The sequence below is a fragment of the Vibrio xiamenensis genome (assembly GCF_900100015.1).
GTDB classification, from domain to species: Bacteria; Pseudomonadota; Gammaproteobacteria; order Enterobacterales; family Vibrionaceae; genus Vibrio; species Vibrio xiamenensis.
This window is the reverse complement of sequence record NZ_FNDD01000049.1, coordinates 1-19418: the sequence shown is the minus strand read 5'-3', so window position 1 is coordinate 19418 and position 19418 is coordinate 1. Positions and strand designations below refer to the sequence as shown.

Here is a 19418-nt window from a genome sequence, read left to right as displayed (position 1 = left end):
CAAAGAACCATATCACTAGGCAAGCGACGTCGACGTATAGTCGCTTTATCGGAAAGTGCTGCCGCTTTAGCAATCCACTCATCAGGAATATGCTCAGAGAAGGTGGTTAGCTGAGCGACATCAATCGGACTTTCTTCAAGAAAGTCGGCAAAACAATTTTGGATAGACATAAAAAATCGAAGACCTATAAACAGGTCTCCGATTGTCTCTTATCAGAAAGATCGGTCAACCGCTCCTTATCTGATCTACATTGACCTCAATGGGTAGCCTTTTTCATGGCCTAAACGCTGAGCTTCTTGGTGTTCAAGATTCGCTCTCCATTTCTTTATTGAATCAATATCGCTCCAATATGACACCGTTATACCAACATCTTCTCGCGCCGATTCAACGCCAAGAAACCCCGACTGCTGGGAAGCGAGAGCCTCCATTTTTTCCGCCATTTCTCCGTATCCATTATCACCATCAGTTCTTAGAGAAGTGAAGATAACGGCGTAATAAGGCGCTTCGGTGTTTTTGCTATCAATGACATTCGTTATCCTTAACTTAATGAATTCAAATTCTTACCATCCGGCTAACGCGCAATGCATCGGCTAAATACTGCCTTCACGCTCGATAACTAATATTCTGGCTTCCCCTTGAGGATGAGCCACATGTTCGGTACCCACGGACGCAAAGAAAATATCCCCAGCATTTAAAATTATTGAGTTTACTTCGCCATTTTGCTTGTAAAACATGTTGACCACACCGTGTAGAACAGCAAACACTTCCTCACCATCATTTACATGCCAGATGTAGGGTTTATCCGTCCAATGCAGACGAGTGGTGACACCATTCATGTTAGCGATATCCTTGGCACCCCAAGCTTTGTTTGCGGTAAATTCTCGGCTTCTGATAATTTCCATTCCATTTCCTAATGACTAAATTCGTGCACAGCCACCATCCTGCTAGCTATGATTTCAACCACGATTGATAAACTGGATTATTCTCTTTCATGTCTTGGTAAACCCAACCATTCTGTCCACAAACCACATTTTTGTAAACATGAGCCAGAGCATGCTTAGGGTCATGAACCCCAAAGACATTGTATAAATAGAATAAATCCAGAAAGGAACGCCTTTTTCATCTTCTATAAAGAAATCTTCTTATTAGCTGGATAGTAAAATGACGCAGGTCCTGAGTTATTCTAAGTTATTGAAGTAGACAGGTCGGTCAATACAACTTTAAAAGAAGCGTTAAAAAAGCAGAAAACCTTCTTTTGATACGTTTGTCACAATGACATCATAAAGCGATGAATTTATTCGCCAATACAAAGTACAAAGCTAAAACCAAAAGAAGTTCAAGAAGCCTTTCAAAAGTAACAAATCTAACAAGATCGGTAGTAACTAATTTTATCTACCGATCTTACCCTCTGACACCATCAAAGTTCAGATTTCAACGCAAGTCTATTTCTGCGCTTTTGGAGTATGCTCGGCAAATTAACTTGGGCAATAAAGGTCCCTCCAATAATTAAAGCGGCACCAATCATTTTGTATACATTTAAGCTGTCGCCCAATAACCAATAGCCTAAGAATATGGCAACCACTGGGTTAAGAAGTGAATACGGTACGACCTTGTTCACTGGATAAATTTTCAATAACCAATACCACAGTGAATAAGCCAAAATTGAAGACGCTATCGCGCTATAAAGAACGGCAAACCACCCTTTCCACGAAGTATGCATCAGCGATGTTACCTGGTCATGTTCAACCAAAAAAGTCGATAAGCCAACGATAGGTATGGCAAGAAACGACATCCATCCCGCCATCGTTAATGGATGAATTTTAGGAGAGCGCTTAACAATAATATTAGTAATCGCCCAACCAAACGCACTAATGATCAAAAGTACTAACGCCATTCGCGAACTGGAAGATGGGCTACCGGAAAGACAGAATACGCCCAAAAATGACAATGATATCCCTAAGATCTGGATCATACGTAGTTTTTCTTGTAAGAAAATTACCGCCAGAATCATGGCAAAAGGCGTTCCCAATTGAACCAATACTGCCGCAGTACCAGCGTCAGTATATTGTGTACCTACGAACAATAATGAAAAATGAAGGAACCCAAAAGTGAAAGCCTGAATAGCAACCGATTTAAATTGCTCTTTATTCACTCGCGTAAAAGGAACAACCAATACTGCGACAACTGTAAATCGTAGCATTGTCATAAATAACGGGGGAAGTTCTGTTACACCAATTTTTATAGCAATGACATTAAAAGCCCATATGATAATTACGAGTAACACAACTAGAAAATGACGAAACGTCATGACAACCTCTTATCAGGCAAATATCAGCCTCATATTTGCCAATCAAAATAATAAATACTTAAGAAAATGAATGCTGACCTTCAGCCAAATAAACCGTTCCGTCTCTGCCAACATAAAATCGTGAACAAAATACTCCTATCTCAAACAAAAGGTATAACGTTTGAGAGATGATATCCGCAGGTGTAAGTAGCAATCCGACAACAAATACAACGACGACGACATAAGCTCGTTTAGAAGACAACGTTTTGGGATTCGTTACTCCTGTTCATCACTACTATGCCTTGGCACCTATTAAGTGCAAGCTCGCTAAACCCTGTATCAAACATAGAGAGGCCTACTCTTTTGTATCCAGCGCTTTGGCTGTTGATGTCACTGAGCCATCAGATTCTTCTTTCATCGCACTTTTAAAGCCCTTAATCGCGGATCCTAAATCGCCACCCACGTTGCGTAATTTCTTAGTCCCAAAAAGCATTGCAACAATTGCAGCTACGATGACTAATTGCCACATACTGATTCCACTTAACATAATAAATTCCTTTTTAATTGCATTGGGTTATGGGCTCATATCCCCCCCCCCTTTTAGCGATTAAATAAAGGGGGGGGAACGAATTACACCTGAATTAGCGCCCACTCCCAGTTTTTACTTAAGATCTGTTTACGGGCTCGAAGCAAGAGAATCTGAGAATATTTGCCGTAATCGAAAGACATAGAAGTAACGTACTGTTGACTGAGCGCCCATAACCCCCAACGCACCAGTGCAACACCAATATATAAATAGGTACGGGCAATGAGATCAGGACTCACCTTACCGTTATACATTTCAATAATGCCTTCAATATTTGACAAATCATCAAAGAAGCTTTCGATACAAAACATGCCGACATCCCAATATGGATCGTTGTTTGCAGCATATTCCCAATCGATGATCTTAATTGCACCATCGTCATTACGCATGTAATTCGTTATGTACGAATCGTTATAACAGCCACGTAAATCCATTCCGGAAGCTTCTATAGCGGCTTGAGCTTTACGGCATTGTAAAAGCAGTAGTTCAATATCTCGGGGGAGTTCAGGACATACCTTTCTTGCTTGATTAACCAGAGTTTCCAATTGTTGAAAACCAGTATTCGTTTCTTCAAGAATCAGGTCCTGATGCAACGAATAATACGCCAACATAATATTGCTGCGAATATTTGGTTCTTGTACATCCAGAATGTCGCAGCTTCGGTATGTATCGAGAAATTCATGAACCTCTACACCCAATTTCTGGTCATAGAAAAGAACCCCCGGGCCGATCCCTTTACCTGCCGCAATAGTCGCCGCTTTTAACGCCGTCGAGCGGTTAATGTAGTTTTCAGTCCCTTCACCATGAAGCTTGACGAAAAACTTTTCACCACTGTTGGTGTCGCTTACACACCAGTTTACATTGGTTATACCACCATTAATGCGTTTAACCATCAGGTCGCGTCCAGCAAAATTAGGTATATCATGAATAACAGTTTGAATATCATTCATCATAGCGTCACAGCTCCTTGTTCAGCTTAGATAGTTCAAATTGAGTAAGGTGGTGGCGGATACGAACTAGGCGGTTCGCCGCATATTTATACAGCTCTGTCCCCTTACGATAAGTATTAGTTTCTCCCAATAATGCCCACATAGCCCATACTGCATCATCAACGATGCTATAGAGTTTTAAACGAGCCAACAGAGAAGCAGAGGTTTGACCGTAATACATTTCAAGTAGCTGATTCCGGTCGCTGTCATCAGTACACACTTCGAGAGACATCGCTGCTAAATCCCACATGGGATCGGAAATAGTTGTACGATCAAAATCTACCAATTTTAATTTTTTATCTTCAGAGATAAGCACATTAGACATGGTATTTTCGCCATGAAGGATAGCTAAATCAGAACCTGAAGCAGTCACCGACTTTCTAATATCGCCGACTAAATGCGTAAGTACATCTATCGAAATGTCCGTATTCGCTGGTAATGGCAGCGGACTGCTCAAAGAGTCCCACACCATTTTATATCGGTCAAAAACATCAAACGCAGAAAGATCCAAAGATGAACTACCTTTTTGATGCCACGTTTTCTTCACAGCAACTAACTTCTCTAACATGGCACTATCTTTAAAGTCAGTGACGACTGAAGCTCGCCAGCCATCTCGCAGATATTCCATAAATAGACTCTCGGTTGCCGAATCACTGACAATCAATTTGGGACCAATTCCCAGTTTTCCTGCTTTCGAATAAGAGCCCGCTGCATTTTCAAAAGTATAAGGTGTCAATGCATCGTGATGATACGTTTTTGCCAGACTCTGCTCAGAGCCAATAACGACTGGACGAATTAATCCATCCAGACCAGAATGACCAGGCATTGCAATGGCAGGGAAAGCGTCACTCGGTTGGCTACGGTCCTGCTCGCTGCCGAAACAAGCAATAACGATCATTTGACGAACGGAGGTATTCAACATGTCTTCCTTAACTTGACTCACTGTCATCATCATTACCTCTCCCTGTTTTACTTCACTTCCGGAAACTCATATTTGTAAGACCTTGCATCAGCAAAGCTTAAACAAGCCTGGAGGATAGCTTCATCATTTCCGAATGAAGACATTATTTGCACACCAACTGGTGAAGTACCCACAAATCCACATGGCATAACAGCTGCAGGTTGGCCTGACTGATTAATTAGAGCAGTAAACACAACATGATCATGGGGGCGTTCTGCATCAACCCCTACGGCATCAGCGGCATAATTCGCAACAGGAAGAGTCGGAGCAAGAACAAAATCATATTGGTCGATCACTTTAGCGACAATTCGCTGTGCCTTATCAAAGCGGCTGGCCGCCATGATATATTCCGTAGCCGGAGCTCCTTCCACCGCATCACATAGTGTATTAACCACATCTAATACGTCTCGTTGACGCTCTTTAGGAAGTGACGCTCTTTCCATCCCAGCTTTTACTGAGAAGTAAAGTTTTAAGTCATCAAGGAAATCAAAATCCAATGGAGCCGGAATGTCAGAAACTATCGCCCCTAACTCGGCAAAGGTCGCCGCAGCCTGACGAACCAAAGCTTCAACTTCTGGCACCGCAGCCTGACCACAGCCAATATCCATCAGTACGCCAACTTTTTTGCCACTCAAATCCAATTTTTGAAGCGTTGCAGGAATCGATGCGCCTTTTTCAAAAGCTCTCTCATCTGGAGCATCAATAACAGACATAAGAAGAATGCAGTCTTCTACAGTCCGAGTCAGTGGGCCGACAACACGATCGCGACTGTATGGCAGATGAGGAACAACACCTGCAGTTGGCTTCAGTCCAACAATACCGCAATGACTCGCTGGCAGACGCACTGAGCCACCAACATCACTACCAATTGCCAGAGCGGCCATTCCCGACGCGATTGCTGCCCCTGCACCAGCAGAAGAACCACCTGTGTTTAAATTCGTATCCCATGGGTTGCGTGTAACACCGTGATATGAACTGACCCCCGCACCAAGAAAGCCCATATCAGGCATGGTTGTTTTAGCAAATACGATAGCACCGGCTTCAATCATGCGTGCTGCCGGTGGCGAATCCTCTGTTGATGGTTCTATGTCATATTTAGCTTTCATTCCACGAAACATACGCATGCCAGCAACATCAATACTGTCTTTAATGACTGCCGGTATACCGTCTAATGGTCCTTTTGGCTTACCTGCTTTCCAGCGAGCTTCCGATTCCACGGCTTCTGCCAACGCTCTTTCTTTTTGAATGTCATATAGCGCATTAAGCGTACCGTTCAGTTGCTCACAACGCTCTAATGTTGACTTCATGACGTCAACAGGAGAAAACTCGCCACTACGGTAACCTTCAAGAAGTTCTGTTGCTGATAATTTCCACATAATTTTGTCCTTAATTCTGTACATTCACGGTTAACCCGCGTGATACTTTTTTATATATTCACTAAAATTGGGTATCAGGTATTAACCTGCCGTTACGAGCTTTTCTTCCTTGTGAATATGAATCGGTATTTGGTTAGTTTTCACTTTTTTATCGTTTAGAAAACAAGCTGCTAACGCTTTGTTATCTCTACTTGTTAACGTTGGGTTTTCTTTTTCACAACGCTCAAACGCATGTGGACAACGGCTTCGGAATGCACAACCAGCAGGTAAGTCGATTGGGTTAGGCGGCTCACCTTCCAGTAGACACTCTTTTGGATCATAACGACGGGTTTCAAGAGTTGGTGCAGCAGAAAGCAATGCACGGGTATAAGGATGACAGGGGTCGAAGAAAAGCCTTTCATTGGGTGCAACTTCTACCGTTTCTCCCAGATACATAACCGCTATACGTGAACAAACACGTCGCACCATCGCCAGATCATGAGAAATGTAGATATAAGTAAAACCATGCTTTTTCTGCAGTTTTTCAAACAGTTCAAGTAATTTACCTTGCTCCGTCTGATCCAGTGCAGACAAGGTTTCGTCCATAATTAGTAGCTTCGGTTCAAGAATCATGGCACGACCAACATTCAGACGCTGACGTTGCCCGGCACTCAAACCATTAGGTAGCTCATAATAGAGATGTTCAGGCAGGCCAACTTCTCGCATCACAGACAGAGCTTTTTCTCGACGCTCTTGTTTGTTGCCAAGCTTATGAATAATAAGCGGCTCTTCGAGAATATCACCAATGGATGTTTGCGGAGGTAATGAACCATATGGATCCTGAAGCACCAACTGAAATGAGCGGCGAAGTTCACGAATACGTTTTGTAGAGCAACCAAAAGTGATGCTCTCACCTTCAAATTGAATTTCACCCTGGTCAGGCTTTTCCAAACCAGTCAGCAGACGCATCAAAGAAGACTTACCGCAACCCGATTCACCCACTAGGCCAAAGTTATCTCCTTGATATACATCAAAATCAACATTTCGGACCGCCTGGACAACAGATTTGGATCCATTACGGTTTTGTACCGTATAGGATTTACCCACTCCGCGAACAGACATAATTGGCTTGTTACTATCTGATTGGGTTTTCACTTTAATAGAATCATCCCACAACTTAGGTAACTCTTTTATCAATGCCTGTGTGTAATAATGGCTGGGCTCTGATATCAACTTTTCTGGAGTCTGCAGCTCGACAACTCGGCCACGGTTCAAAACTAAAACATTATCTGATGCATCACAGGCTACAGGCAGTGATGAACAGATAAACAAAATCGCAGTATTGAATTTGTCATTCAAATCACGCATGAGTTTTAAAATTTGTGCAGCTACAGTCACATCTAGGGGCTGAGTAATATTATCAGCAACTAAAAGCGCAGGTTCAGACAGCAAAGCATCCACAATCATTACCCGCTGCATCATCCCGCCAGAATACTGCATTGGGTATTCATCGAATCGACGGCTAGCTGCAGGAATCCTAACCGCTTCCAGTAGTTCTATTGCACGGCGTTTTGCGTCAATAGCCGAAATATTTGGAATAACAGCATTGAGTTTTTCAACTAACTGAGCACCTACAGTCATCGTTGGATCTAATGCACCTGCTGGGTTGCCCCCAACATAAGCGATATCTCGACCAGCTAACTTCGATGCCCCTTTTGGGTCATCAAGGAGATTATTCCCCCTGAATAAAATCTCACCAGACGAAACAGATAATGTAGAAGGCAACCAGTTAACTATGGTCTTAGCTAGGACAGTTTTACCTGCTCCGCTTTCACCGATAACAGAAAGAATTTCTCCAGAGTGAAGCTCAAATGAGACATCTTCTAAAATTGATTTATGTCCGTTGTTGTTATCACTAACAACGGTTAAACCATTTACTTTTAATAGTGGATTATTCATCTTAAGCGCCTCCATAAACACTGTTTCTTGCACGCTCTAATGCTGCGCCCATCAAATTAATGCTGGTCAAGGTGACGAATAAGAACACACCCGGCATTGTTGCTATCCACCAAGCGTTCAACAGATATTTCCTTCCATCTGCAATAATATTGCCAAATGTCGGCGTTGGTGGTTGGACACCTAGTCCAATGAATCCCAATACACTTTCAAATATCATCATGCGTGCAATATCTAATACTGCTACGAATGCCATAGGTGGTAATACAATTGGAAGAAGCAACATGAACATGATTCGAAAGTCTGTTGCGCCCATAACCATCGCGCCACGCACATATTCTTTCTTACGCTCGGACATAATGGTAGAACGCATAACACGTGCATAAATTGGCCATCCAGCTAATCCAAGCACCAAAATGATTGATGGAATCGTAGGACGTGATACTCCCAAAATCGTAATCGCCAAGATGATCATTGGTAATGCCAATTGAGCATCGGTAATTCTCATAAGGACCGTATCAATTCGCTTCGAGTAATATCCTGCGACAAGCCCGATCATTGCACCAACAGCGAGCATTAGCACCGTTGTGAGTACCCCGATAAACAGCGAATACCTTAAGCCAACCAAAGAGCGGGAAAGCATATCTCGCCCAAGTTGATCCGTACCAAGCGGATGAGCCCAGCTCCAGCCTTCCCCCATAAATAAAGGAGGTAGCATTTTTTCTCTGATCGACATTTTTATCGGATCAATACCACTCAACATTGGGTAAAAAATTGCAGCCAGAACCAGTACAACAAAGACAATAAACCCAACTTTGAATTCAGTTGACTGAAATGCGGTATGCCAGATTCGCGATACAATGGAACGTGGTGATTTCGTAGAAGTCATCATCTCGTTATTTATTACGTTTAATTCAGCCATTAGTAGTCCAACCTTGGATCAATTGCGTTAGAAATGAGGTCTACTGCAATGTTAATTAACACGAATGCAGCTGCGGTAACGATGGCGATCCCCTGAATTAACGGGAAATCCCTTTGCATTACTGCGTTAATCGTTAACAGACCGATGCCTGGAAAATTAAAAATGAACTCCACAACCAACACACCGCCTAGCAACATTGAGAATTGAACCCCTAGCATGTTCAATACAGGAACTGATGCATTTTTTACCGCATGCTTAAAGATAATTTGTTTCGTAGAAAGGCCTCGAACACGAGCAATATCGATAAAATTCTCTGACATTACGCCAGCAACCGATACGGACAACGAGCGAATAATAAAGGGCGCTAACTCAATAGCGAGCACGAATGCTGGTAATATTGTGTATTCAAACCCTTTATAGCCCACTGCCGGCAATAGCTTAAGGTTCACAGATATAATCAATGCAAGCACGATCCCGACCCAGAAATTAGGCAGGCTGACAAACATAGAGCTGGTATAAAGAGCAAGTTTATCAGGCCACCTACCAGGGTTAGTTCCTGCGCCAATACCAATAGGCACAGCGATCAAAAGCCCAAACACCATTGCTAACACAGCTAACTGAAGTGTTTTAGGTACTGCTTCGACAATCAAATCCAATACTTTGGCACGTTCACCACGGGTACTGTCATCGAAGCTCGCACCGCCAACCGCTGCCCCATTTGCTGGGCGAACGAATGACTGACCTAAATCACCCTGTACCACATCCTCCATATAGTGGTAGAACTGGACCGGTATCGGATCTCTTAACCCCATTTCCGTTGCAATTTGTTCAACTAACGACTCAGGAGCCATCCCCCCTACCATTAACCTTACCGGGTCGCCTGGGACAACCCTGAGTAAAGTAAAGATGACAGCCGAAACGATTAAGACAATTAACAATCCCTGACTCAAACGTCTCAATAAAAATCTAAAAATGAACATATGTTATCCTTTAATTCCTGTTCGATTCCTTTCTTGCGAATATCCTTCTCATTTAGCTGATGGTGGTATCCTTCGCATTCATCAGCCCATCTGGATAAAAGAAAAGACCATCTACATCTTTACGCATCGCATGAATCATTACAGAGGTGAATAAGGAAAGTGCTGGTGCTTTATCTGCCAGCATTGGCATCAAGTTTGTTTGGAGAGATTTCTTACGCTCAGCCAATGACGGAGCATCACGCTCTTCATCAAGGGCAGCGTCTAACTCTGGGTCTTCGATACCACAAATACGTTTTGAACTGGAATGGAAGTGCGCGCGCAATACTAAATCAGGTTCCGGAGATCCAGGAGCCCAACCACAGTCAACCATGTGACCAGGACCACCTCCAGGACGGTCGTACAAACGCTCGTTCCAAGCCGCAACTTCCATGACGTTAAGCTCTACAGGGAAACCCTGTTCTTGCAGCAACGCTGTAATCAGTTCCCCATATTCTTTTGTCTTAGGATAGAAACCTGTCGAAGTAAGATATTCCAGTTTCGGCAACCCTTCTCCTTTCGGGTAACCCGCTTCAGCAAGCAAACGCTGACATTCTTCAGGATCATATTCTGGGTAATTATCTAAATCTGTGTAGCCAAATTTAATTGGAGACACGAAGTTTTTCGATTTACTACCCGCATCACCCAGAAGTTCAAGAATCATGCTGCGATCAATAGCGTGACAAGCCGCGCGTCGAACACGCCAGTCATTAAAAGGAGGTTTAGAACAACGGAAGAATAGATATTTATTTTCAACAGACAGTACTGTTGAGATCTTAATGTCATCCTTTGCACTCAGCGTATCAACCTGTTCAGGTTCAAGACGCTCAATGACATCGGCTTCTCCCGACATCAAAGAAAGCATACGAGTGGTTGCGTCACCGGTAAATGTATAATCCACACCAGGTACTTTAGGTGCGCCAGCATAGTAATTCGCATTTGCCAGCAATTTTGTTGTATTGCCTTTTTGCTCACCGAAAGTAAACGGACCTGTACCATTAAGACGCTGAGTTAGAGGACCACCCGCGCCAAGCGCAACATCTGCTGCAGACATAATTGGAATGTAAGACGCAAGGAATAAGAAAAGGCCTGCACCGTAACCACCTTTTTCGGTATTAAATATAACAGTATGTTCATCAGGTGTTTCGACGTCGAAGGTATCAGGACCACCAGGAAAACTTTGACGAGGACGATCAAGGCGTGAAGCATATTTAAACGTGGCTTTAATATCTTCAGAAGTAAAAGGACGCCCATCGTGGAATTTCACGCCTTTACGTAAATTAAACTTGATCTTGTACGAATCAATCTCTTCGTATGATGTCGCCAGATCATAAACAATTTGCTCTGGATTATCCGGTCGCATTGGTGAACGGATAAGGAATCCCATAACAAACCCTTCAATAGTAGATTGTGACAATGTGGTATGAGCTGTCGGATCCCAGTTGCCTGTGATATTTTCAGCAGATAAAAACACCATCGTTTTTTGTTGGCTTGCAAATGCTGACGATATAAAAAAACCAGGGTTAATACTTGCCATACCTGCAACTCCCATCGTCGTTAACCCTGCACGCAAAAACGATCTTCTATCCATGTTTTTCTCCTTCCTTGTAGTCGTTTAGTGGTCAAAGACCAGTCTTCCTTTTAGTTGAGCTTAACGTGAGCAAGTTGCACACATCACAAAGTACTCACAAATGCACAAAAGCAGAAATTATGCCAATAGTGCAAAAATAAATAATTATTGTTTTATATCAATGATATAAAAAAAATAAATACGCAAAACTAGATATATCGAGTTGTATTTAAGTGCACTAAAATGGGTATTTAAGGGTTTATCATGGTGCATTGAAGTGTATTTGGAAGTTTTATGTTGCTTTTGGTTGCGTTTACACAAAATTTGAGTCTAAACTAGATACACAGCAAAGATACGTATAGATACGTCATTGGTAATCAAAGGAGAGAATAATGGCGACATTATCAACAATCATGGACACAAACAGTTTTCGTCCTGAACATAGGGAAATGCTCAGTGACGACATCAGTCGTCTCACAGATAAGCGAGAAAAGGTACTCGGGAATTCTTACCGCTTGTTCTACCGCAACCCCGTCCATCTAGTAAAAGGAAAGGGACAATATTTATGGGATGCGAGCGGAAAGAAGTACCTGGATGTTTACAATAACGTCGCTAGTATTGGTCACTGCCACCCAGCTGTTATTGAAGCAGTAAACCAACAAATGCAACAAATCAACACACATACACGTTATCTTCATGAACGAATTCTTGATTATTCAGAATCGCTCCTAGAAACAGTACCAAGTGAAATTAATAAAGCGATGTACATGTGTACCGGTTCAGAAGCCAATGACTTAGCCATTCGTGTTGCACAGGCATACACTGGTGGTACGGGGATTATTGTTACCCAGGAAGCTTATCATGGTACAAGTGAACTCACTTCAGGAGCATCACCTGCTCTGGGTACAGGTCAGGCACTAGCTTCTACAACTAGACTGGTGCAGGCACCCGATCCATACCGTGTAAAAACAGATAACATGGCTAAATGGTTTGCCAATGCTATTCAGGAACAAATTGATGATATGGAACGTAATGGCATTAAATTTGCGGGGTTCTTGGCCGATTCCATCTTTTCCTCAGACGGCGTACTGCCTGGAGAAAGAGGCTTTATGCAAGCCGCCATTGAAACTGTCCATGCTAATGGCGGTGTATTTATTGCTGATGAAGTACAACCTGGCTTCGGACGGACTGGTGATGCATTCTGGGGATTTGCTCGCCATGACTTAGTTCCGGATATGGTCACTTTAGGTAAACCTATGGGTAACGGTATCCCCGTTTCGGGCCTATTAGCAAAAAATGACGTGTTGTCAGCTTTCAGCGACCATATCCCATACTTCAATACCTTTGGTGGTAATCCCGTATCAATGGCTGCAGCACAAGCAGTGTTACAAGTCATTAAAGATGAAAAACTTCAGGAGCATAGCCAAAAAGTGGGTGCGAAACTCTTGAATGAACTAAAACATCTAGAAAACCAATATGAAGTAGTGGGTGATGTTCGCGGTGCTGGTCTATTTATTGGATTTGAATTTGTAACAAATAAAGAAGATAAGACACCAGATAAATCATTAGCCCTTGATTCATTGGAAGTTTTAAGAGATGAAGGCATTCTGACCTCGGTAGCAGGTCCACATGGTAACGTCCTTAAATTACGCCCAACCCTAGCGTTTCAAGAGCACGATATTGACTGGCTAGTCAGCTCGCTGGAAAAAACAATTAAGACGCTACGCTAAAAAACATTTGTTCGATACATAACGACCAATGTAAGCATTGCCTTAAAAATATCATATTACAACACTACATAGACAATACAAAACCCCGAAACAATGTAAGGAACAGATTAGACTAATTGTGTAAACATTGGTAATTTACACATCTGTTTGGGGTTTTGTATGACTTTTCAGGATGAAAATCACAAATCAAAACTTATTTGAGGCCATGGAGCAATATAAGTAATGTGGACGCATGAAAGGCACAACGAAATTGTCTCTAGAATTTCGGAAAATGGAAAAGTAACCACCAACGCTCTCGTTGACGGACTATCTGTATCTCGTGAAACCATTCGTAGAGATTTGCTTGAACTAGAACAAAAGGGCGTTATTCAGCGTGTGCATGGGGGGGCCGTTCTTGCGACAAACCGTAAACCAAAAGCCGAAGGTCCGAACCCAACAATAACCAAACCCAACGACCCACCTTCAGAAAATTCTTTTCAACAACGACTAAACGAGAAGTTGTCTGAAAAGCGCGCTATCGCACAAATAGCATGCACTTTAATTGATGATGGCTCTGCGATTTTTATTGATGCGGGTACCACTACTCTAGCATTCGCACACGCTTTAACTGGGTCAGCTAAAGGCCTTAAGGTCATTACAAATTCGATTGAAATAGCTGGTATATTAAGTTCTCAACCTGATTATGAAGTTTTATTGCTTGGAGGAATTCCAAATACAGAAGTTAACGCCACATATGGCGAACTAACACTATCTGATATTGAACGCTTCCATGTTGACTATTCAATTATCTCTCCAGTTGGAGCACACAGTGTTTATGGTTTCTCAAGTTATCACCTTAGAGAAGCAGAAGTTGCCCGAGCAATGATGAGACACTCAACTAAACGAATTATTTTAGCTCATGCAGAAAAACTGGGGGTTCAAAGTCGTGTAAAGATTTGTTCACCAGAATCGATTGATCATCTCGTAATTAATGATACTGACAGCCCAGATCTGGATTTTCCTCGCTGCCAAATACATAAAGCATTCATGAATTAAGTGAATAAATGCCTATGAAAATGATGTTTAAAAGCTCTGGCGAATAATGGGGCAGTTTTGAGTTCATTACGTAACATGTGAAACACAAATAGCCAACGGCAATTGTAGGAAATATGGGCACTGAATAATAATCGAGTCAGTAGGCACTTATATCATCTAAATCTTTACGACGTTCTCCCTTGATAGTGGTAGAATCCCCGCATCAGAATTATCGAGAAATTAAGTATTTAAAATATATGTTTATCCATCACGTTAACGGCATCGACTGGCTGGTGATTACCGCTTTTGAAGAACTGAAAACGCTATTTATCGAAGAAGCTGGATCTCTCCCCTCTTGCTTTTCTACCACCAGTGAATTGAGCCTGATTGATCAAGCCAAGCGCACGTATGGATATTTGCCTAGGCTCAGCGGCGTCATCACCGATACCGGAACATTTCAAAGCCAAGATAACGAAGAAGATTTGAACCCACAGCTTGCCTGCCTAGTTGAGGGGCGCGGTCGAGTGTTTATCTATCACCGCGGCTTTGTGGCTTTTGTGGATGATGAGCAAACCTTTATTACTCAAATAGACTGCCAATGATTGAGTAAGTTGAAATTAGCAAATTGGCCCCCTAGCAATGAATGGGGCTAAACCATTCCGCCTGTTTACCACAATATTTTCATTTAAATATTTCTGATCATGAATTTTTCTCACAAACAATATTAAATAATAGCGTTATTAAACTTGTAGCACGCCAGTTATAACTAAGTCATGGATTTAACGAAAGATGATTTTGATTTCATCTATACCCGTCTTGCTTGAAGCTGCAGCGGTGTTGGCTACGTTCGTTCCCCCATATCACAGAGTTATCTATGCTCATGGGGCCTCACTCACTTGCCGCCTACCTGCAACTCCAAGTACTTTGGGTATAAAGAATAGTGAAGATAACCCTCATGACTCAGAATTTTACGTTCGAAATAAAAAATACCTGTCTTGATGAAAATTATCAGCCATCACTCAAAACTCGTATCACAACGAACTTTGCTAACTTGGCGCGCGGTAAAAACCGTCAACAGAACTTACGCAATACATTAAACATGATTGACCGCCGTTTTAACCAACTGGCGTCTTGGGATAACCCAGCGGGCAATCGTTACTCGGTAGAGCTCGAAATCATCTCTGCTGATATCAAAATGGAAAATGCAGACGAAGCCATTCCATCGATTGAAGTGTTAAAAACCTATGTTGTTGATCGTAAGACGAACCAACGTATTGAAGGCATTGTGGGTAACAACTTCTCTTCTTATGTGCGTGATTACGATTTTAGCGTACATTTACTGGACCACAACAAAGGCAAATCGCAATTCTCAGTACCAGAAGATTTCGGTAAGTTGCACGGAAATATCTTTAAGTCTTTCATTAAATCAGAAGCTTACCAACAAAACTTCGCCAAACCTCCAGTGATTTGTTTGAGCGTTTCAGACAGTAAAGTGTATAACCGCACCGACAACACACACCCTATTCTAGGTGTTGAATACGAGCCGAATGAATCGTCACTAACTGAGCAATACTTCCAGAAAATGGGCTTACAAGTGCGTTATTTCATGCCCAGCAACAGCGTGGCGCCATTTGCATTCTTCTTCTGTGGTGATCTACTTAACGACTACACCAATTTAGAACTGATCAGCACCATCAGCACAATGGAAACGTTCCAGAAGATTTACCGTCCTGAAATCTACTTTGCCAACACTGTCGCTGGCGAGCGTTATCAACCGAATTTGAACAGTAATGAGCACGCGTTAACAGACATAGTGTATGACCGCGAAGAGCGCACGAAACTCGCCATTGAACAGGGTAAGTTTGCTGAAGAAGTCTTTATCAAACCTTATCAATCGGTTCTTGAGCAATGGTCTGCTCAGTACGCGTAATTCTCAACAAGACAGAAGAACAGCCAACATTATGACAAAATTATTCCCAACATCGACGGCAGGCAGCCTACCTAAACCCAATTGGCTAGCTCAACCAGAAGTACTTTGGTCTCCATGGAAACTTGAAGGACAAGAACTGATTGACGGTAAACACGATGCGCTGCGTGTCGCACTACAGGAGCAGCTACTCGCGGGTACAGACATTGTGAGCGATGGCGAGCAGACTCGTCAGCACTTTGTGACGACCTTTATTGAACACTTAAATGGCGTTGATTTCGAAAACCGCCAGACAGTGAAAATCCGCGACCGCTATGACGCTAGTGTGCCAAGTGTTGTGGGGCCAGTATCGCGACAAAAAGCCGTGTTTGTTGAAGATGCAAAATTCCTGCGCTCACAGACAGACAAGCCTATTAAATGGGCGCTGCCAGGGCCTATGACTATGGTTGATACACTTTACGATGCGCACTATAAATCCCGTAAAGAGTTAGCACTGGAGTTCGCTAAAATTCTCAACGAAGAAGCCAAAGAGCTTGAAGCCGCAGGCGTAGACATCATCCAGTTTGATGAGCCTGCGTTCAATGTCTTCTTTGATGAAGTGAATGACTGGGGTATTGAGGCTCTTGAACGAGCCATAGAAGGCCTTAAGTGTGAAACAGCTGTGCATATTTGTTATGGCTACGGAATCAAAGCCAATACCGATTGGAAGAAAACCTTGGGCAGTGAATGGCGTCAATACGAAGAAGTGTTCCCTAAACTACAGAAATCGAACATCGACATCATCTCGCTAGAGTGTCATAACTCGCATGTACCAATGGAATTGCTAGAATTGGTGCGTGGCAAAAAAGTGATGGTCGGTGCTATCGACGTCGCAACAAACGACATTGAAACACCAGAAGCCGTCGCCGCGACACTTCGTGAAGCACTGAAATATGTCGATGCCGACAAGCTCTACCCATGTACAAACTGTGGCATGGCACCACTCTCTCGCGAGGTCGCTCGCGCCAAGCTCGATGTGTTAAGAGCCGGCGCTGAGATTGTGAGAAACGAATTCTCAGCGAAATAACAAACGTATTCACACAGGAAGGTTACTCGGTTTTATTCGGTAACCTTTTGTTGTATATGCTCCCCCCACCAGCCAATTAAAGTTATGGGCTCGAAACTGATTGGTTAAAATTTCACTTAAATACACCTAAAACCAATAATGTATTAAAGCCATCATACAAGTCCGATAAGAAGATTGAGATCGAAATAATAATAGTTATCAATACCAATCATGATAAGATACCTTTCCTGAATTTGAACATAATTAAAGGCTTAGAATGAAAACTGATTGGGAATTAATACGAACATTACTTAATCAAGCTATTGATATGTGTGAGAAAATAGATTCTTTAGAAGTATCACCTGACGACCGTCCTCTTTCTGACGGAAAAGCGACAGTATTTGAATATCTCACATCATCATATATCTATCCTGAGAATACCGTTCTCGACATTATCAGAGCAAAGCATCAAACAGGACAAGACAATCCATATATTCCAGAAACCGCCAAGATACTATTGAATGTAAGTGCTGTTTGCTCAAACTTAATTGGGGTCAAAGACCTGGATTCACCGGTTCAGCTCAACACGAACAAAGCGAAATCGATTCGAAAGATGGTTAATAACTTAAATGATTTCTACAGGGACCATGCTGCACAAGGTATTGAAGCAGCAGTCAAACATAGAAATGAGTAAAACTATTAATTAATGATTGCCATATACAGCGACTCCAAACTTAGCGGATAAATGGAGAATGGACATTTGTGCGTTATCGGTTTTGCTAAATTAGCTTTTAACGGATTACTTTAAGTGTACTAATTCAGACCTGATCTGACAGTTACCCACTTTTCGACTTGGTGCCTGTCAGATTATATCTGAGCTAAATTCTTTTCAGCCCAGATTGATTTCCCATTCTCTAATGTTTCTATTGGCGTTCTGCCACAGCACATTTTTCCTTGATGAGTAAGATGATTGTTGTAGTACTCCATCCATTCGTCCAGATCTTTTTGCAACTCATCCATTGAGCCATACAGTTTCTTTCTGAACGTCACTTGGTAGAACTCATTCAATATGGTCTTATGGAAGCGTTCACAGATCCCGTTTGTTTGTGGCGACATGGCTTTAGTTTTGGTGTGATCGATATCATTGATCGCTAAGTAAAGTTGATAGTCATGCTGTTCAACTCGACCACAGTATTCGGTTCCTCGGTCAGTTAAGATTCGGAGTATAGGCAGCCCATGAGCTTCGAAGAACGGTAGAACCTTGTCATTCATCATATCTGCTGTGATTGGTGTTTTTGTCGTATAGAGCTTAGCGAAGGCGACTTTGCTGTAGGTATCAACGAACGTCTACTGATAGATACGTCCAACACCTTTCAGGTTACCAACATAGAACGTGTCTTGAGAGCCGAGATAACCTGGGTGCGCAGTTTCTATCTTTCCACAAGCTTCATCATCGTGTTGCGCCATAGTTTCGCTAGTCATTTTATGATGAACGGTGGAAACATTTGGGTTCTGCGCGATGTACTTGGTCATGCGGATATCTCGATGACCATGCGCTACGCGCACTTCGCACCCGATCATTTATCTGAAGCAATTACTCGTAACCCTCTTAGTAATTTATAGCCCGTCGCCACAAAATTTTTGTCGCTATGTCGCCACTTTGTCGCCACTAGCCAAATTTTGGACAAAAAAAGAGCCGCTATAGGCGCAATGTAGATCAGATAAGGATCGGTTGACCGATCTTTCTGATAAGAGACAATCGGAGACCTGTTTATAGGTCTTCGATTTTTTATGTCTATCCAAAATTGTTTTGCCGACTTTCTTGAAGAAAGTCCGATTGATGTCGCTCAGCTAACCACCTTCTCTGAGCATATTCCTGATGAGTGGATTGCTAAAGCGGCAGCACTTTCCGATAAAGCGACTATACGTCGACGTCGCTTGCCTAGTGATATGGTTCTTTGGCTTATTGTTGGAATGGCGTTTTTTCGCAATGAGCCTATTGCAGAAGTCGCACGACGAATGAATGTGTGTGCCGAGGGGTTAGCCGATGAGGAGTTGTT

General features: G+C 42.5%; 19 protein-coding genes and 3 pseudogenes. 8 read left to right on the top strand and 14 right to left on the bottom strand.

The features are described 5' to 3' along the window. The 13 genes and pseudogenes from BLS03_RS24155 to BLS03_RS24095 all read right to left on the bottom strand — a co-directional run. The coding region (locus tag BLS03_RS24155; protein WP_176765537.1) for a transposase domain-containing protein at window positions 1-170 on the bottom strand (170 nt) is incomplete at its 3' end. 75 nt (window positions 171-245) lie between these two features. Continuing rightward, entirely contained in the window at window positions 246-440 is a 195-nt protein-coding gene (locus tag BLS03_RS24150; protein ID WP_245696800.1) for an antibiotic biosynthesis monooxygenase family protein, read from the bottom strand. A 150-nt stretch (window positions 441-590) separates the two neighbouring features. Then, entirely contained in the window at window positions 591-902 is a 312-nt protein-coding gene (locus BLS03_RS24145) for a cupin domain-containing protein (protein WP_093279407.1), read from the bottom strand. A gap of 515 nt (window positions 903-1417) precedes the next feature. Next, window positions 1418-2308, bottom strand: a complete 891-nt coding sequence (locus BLS03_RS24140) for a DMT family transporter (protein ID WP_093279406.1) — start codon at window positions 2306-2308, stop codon at window positions 1418-1420. Window positions 2309-2366: 58 nt separating this feature from the next. Further along, a pseudogene (locus tag BLS03_RS24135) lies at window positions 2367-2573 on the bottom strand (twin-arginine translocase subunit TatC); the annotation flags it as partial. Between the two features lie 69 nt (window positions 2574-2642). Further along, window positions 2643-2834, bottom strand: a complete 192-nt coding sequence (gene tatA, locus BLS03_RS24130; RefSeq protein WP_093279404.1) for a twin-arginine translocase TatA/TatE family subunit — start codon at window positions 2832-2834, stop codon at window positions 2643-2645. 83 nt (window positions 2835-2917) lie between these two features. After that, window positions 2918-3826: a choline/ethanolamine kinase family protein gene (locus BLS03_RS24125; protein WP_093279403.1), complete on the bottom strand. Its 909-nt coding sequence runs from the start codon at window positions 3824-3826 to the stop codon at window positions 2918-2920. A gap of 4 nt (window positions 3827-3830) precedes the next feature. Next, a complete protein-coding gene (locus tag BLS03_RS24120; protein ID WP_093279402.1) occupies window positions 3831-4817 on the bottom strand; it encodes a phosphotransferase family protein in 987 nt (328 codons plus the stop codon). Window positions 4818-4831: 14 nt separating this feature from the next. Then, a complete protein-coding gene (locus BLS03_RS24115) occupies window positions 4832-6199 on the bottom strand; it encodes an amidase family protein (RefSeq protein WP_176765687.1) in 1368 nt (455 codons plus the stop codon). A gap of 81 nt (window positions 6200-6280) precedes the next feature. After that, window positions 6281-8137, bottom strand: coding sequence for an ABC transporter ATP-binding protein (locus BLS03_RS24110; protein ID WP_093279400.1), 1857 nt, complete (start codon window positions 8135-8137; stop codon window positions 6281-6283). A gap of 1 nt (window position 8138) precedes the next feature. Further along, a complete protein-coding gene (locus BLS03_RS24105; RefSeq protein ID WP_176765686.1) occupies window positions 8139-9056 on the bottom strand; it encodes an ABC transporter permease in 918 nt (305 codons plus the stop codon). Next, the gene (locus BLS03_RS24100) at window positions 9056-10036 is read right to left on the bottom strand and encodes an ABC transporter permease (protein WP_093279399.1); all 981 of its coding nucleotides are present in this window, start codon (window positions 10034-10036) and stop codon (window positions 9056-9058) included. The genes BLS03_RS24105 and BLS03_RS24100 overlap by 1 nt, the downstream gene beginning before the upstream one ends. 52 nt (window positions 10037-10088) lie before the next feature. Beyond that, a complete protein-coding gene (locus BLS03_RS24095) occupies window positions 10089-11663 on the bottom strand; it encodes an ABC transporter substrate-binding protein (RefSeq protein ID WP_093279398.1) in 1575 nt (524 codons plus the stop codon). A 371-nt stretch (window positions 11664-12034) separates the two neighbouring features. On the opposite strand from BLS03_RS24095, the gene BLS03_RS24090 reads away from it, so the two are divergent. From BLS03_RS24090 to BLS03_RS24065, 6 genes are all read left to right on the top strand, one after another. After that, entirely contained in the window at window positions 12035-13372 is a 1338-nt protein-coding gene (locus tag BLS03_RS24090; RefSeq protein ID WP_093279397.1) for an aspartate aminotransferase family protein, read from the top strand. Window positions 13373-13594: 222 nt separating this feature from the next. Beyond that, window positions 13595-14407 (top strand): DeoR/GlpR family DNA-binding transcription regulator, encoded by an 813-nt coding sequence (locus tag BLS03_RS24085; RefSeq protein ID WP_093279396.1) that lies wholly within the window; start codon window positions 13595-13597, stop codon window positions 14405-14407. A 236-nt stretch (window positions 14408-14643) separates the two neighbouring features. Further along, the gene (locus tag BLS03_RS24080) at window positions 14644-14988 is read left to right on the top strand and encodes a cytosolic protein (protein ID WP_093279395.1); all 345 of its coding nucleotides are present in this window, start codon (window positions 14644-14646) and stop codon (window positions 14986-14988) included. Between the two features lie 353 nt (window positions 14989-15341). Then, the gene (locus BLS03_RS24075) at window positions 15342-16316 is read left to right on the top strand and encodes a DUF1852 domain-containing protein (protein ID WP_093279394.1); all 975 of its coding nucleotides are present in this window, start codon (window positions 15342-15344) and stop codon (window positions 16314-16316) included. Window positions 16317-16347: 31 nt separating this feature from the next. Continuing rightward, entirely contained in the window at window positions 16348-17379 is a 1032-nt protein-coding gene (locus BLS03_RS24070) for a methionine synthase (protein WP_093279393.1), read from the top strand. 256 nt (window positions 17380-17635) lie between these two features. After that, a complete protein-coding gene (locus tag BLS03_RS24065; RefSeq protein WP_093279392.1) occupies window positions 17636-18052 on the top strand; it encodes a hypothetical protein in 417 nt (138 codons plus the stop codon). A gap of 173 nt (window positions 18053-18225) precedes the next feature. Here the strand turns inward: BLS03_RS24065 and BLS03_RS24060 are convergent. Then, window positions 18226-18819 (bottom strand): annotated as a pseudogene (locus BLS03_RS24060) (integrase core domain-containing protein); the annotation flags it as partial. On the opposite strand from BLS03_RS24060, the pseudogene BLS03_RS26055 reads away from it, so the two are divergent. Continuing rightward, a pseudogene (locus BLS03_RS26055) lies at window positions 18814-18981 on the top strand (tyrosine-type recombinase/integrase); the annotation flags it as partial. The pseudogenes BLS03_RS24060 and BLS03_RS26055 sit on opposite strands and share 6 nt — an antisense overlap. Before the next feature lie 168 nt (window positions 18982-19149). Then, a partial coding sequence (locus BLS03_RS24050) for a transposase domain-containing protein (protein WP_176765685.1) occupies window positions 19150-19418 on the top strand: 269 nt, incomplete at its 3' end.

Excerpts from the sequence above, each read along its gene's own strand:
- tatA (WP_093279404.1), bottom strand. The coding sequence starts at position 2,834 with ATGTTAAGTGGAATCAGTATGTGGCAATTAGTCATCGTAGCTGCAATT.
- BLS03_RS24120 (WP_093279402.1), bottom strand. The coding sequence starts at position 4,817 with ATGATGATGACAGTGAGTCAAGTTAAGGAAGACATGTTGAATACCTCC.
- BLS03_RS24080 (WP_093279395.1), top strand. The coding sequence starts at position 14,644 with ATGTTTATCCATCACGTTAACGGCATCGACTGGCTGGTGATTACCGCT.
- BLS03_RS24105 (WP_176765686.1), bottom strand. The coding sequence starts at position 9,056 with ATGGCTGAATTAAACGTAATAAATAACGAGATGATGACTTCTACGAAA.
- BLS03_RS24070 (WP_093279393.1), top strand. The coding sequence starts at position 16,348 with ATGACAAAATTATTCCCAACATCGACGGCAGGCAGCCTACCTAAACCC.
- BLS03_RS24095 (WP_093279398.1), bottom strand. The coding sequence starts at position 11,663 with ATGGATAGAAGATCGTTTTTGCGTGCAGGGTTAACGACGATGGGAGTT.
- BLS03_RS24110 (WP_093279400.1), bottom strand. The coding sequence starts at position 8,137 with ATGAATAATCCACTATTAAAAGTAAATGGTTTAACCGTTGTTAGTGAT.
- BLS03_RS24090 (WP_093279397.1), top strand. The coding sequence starts at position 12,035 with ATGGCGACATTATCAACAATCATGGACACAAACAGTTTTCGTCCTGAA.
- BLS03_RS24065 (WP_093279392.1), top strand. The coding sequence starts at position 17,636 with ATGAAAACTGATTGGGAATTAATACGAACATTACTTAATCAAGCTATT.
- BLS03_RS24145 (WP_093279407.1), bottom strand. The coding sequence starts at position 902 with ATGGAAATTATCAGAAGCCGAGAATTTACCGCAAACAAAGCTTGGGGT.
- BLS03_RS24075 (WP_093279394.1), top strand. The coding sequence starts at position 15,342 with ATGACTCAGAATTTTACGTTCGAAATAAAAAATACCTGTCTTGATGAA.
- BLS03_RS24150 (WP_245696800.1), bottom strand. The coding sequence starts at position 440 with ATGGCGGAAAAAATGGAGGCTCTCGCTTCCCAGCAGTCGGGGTTTCTT.
- BLS03_RS24125 (WP_093279403.1), bottom strand. The coding sequence starts at position 3,826 with ATGATGAATGATATTCAAACTGTTATTCATGATATACCTAATTTTGCT.
- BLS03_RS24140 (WP_093279406.1), bottom strand. The coding sequence starts at position 2,308 with ATGACGTTTCGTCATTTTCTAGTTGTGTTACTCGTAATTATCATATGG.
- BLS03_RS24085 (WP_093279396.1), top strand. The coding sequence starts at position 13,595 with ATGTGGACGCATGAAAGGCACAACGAAATTGTCTCTAGAATTTCGGAA.
- BLS03_RS24115 (WP_176765687.1), bottom strand. The coding sequence starts at position 6,199 with ATGTGGAAATTATCAGCAACAGAACTTCTTGAAGGTTACCGTAGTGGC.
- BLS03_RS24100 (WP_093279399.1), bottom strand. The coding sequence starts at position 10,036 with ATGTTCATTTTTAGATTTTTATTGAGACGTTTGAGTCAGGGATTGTTA.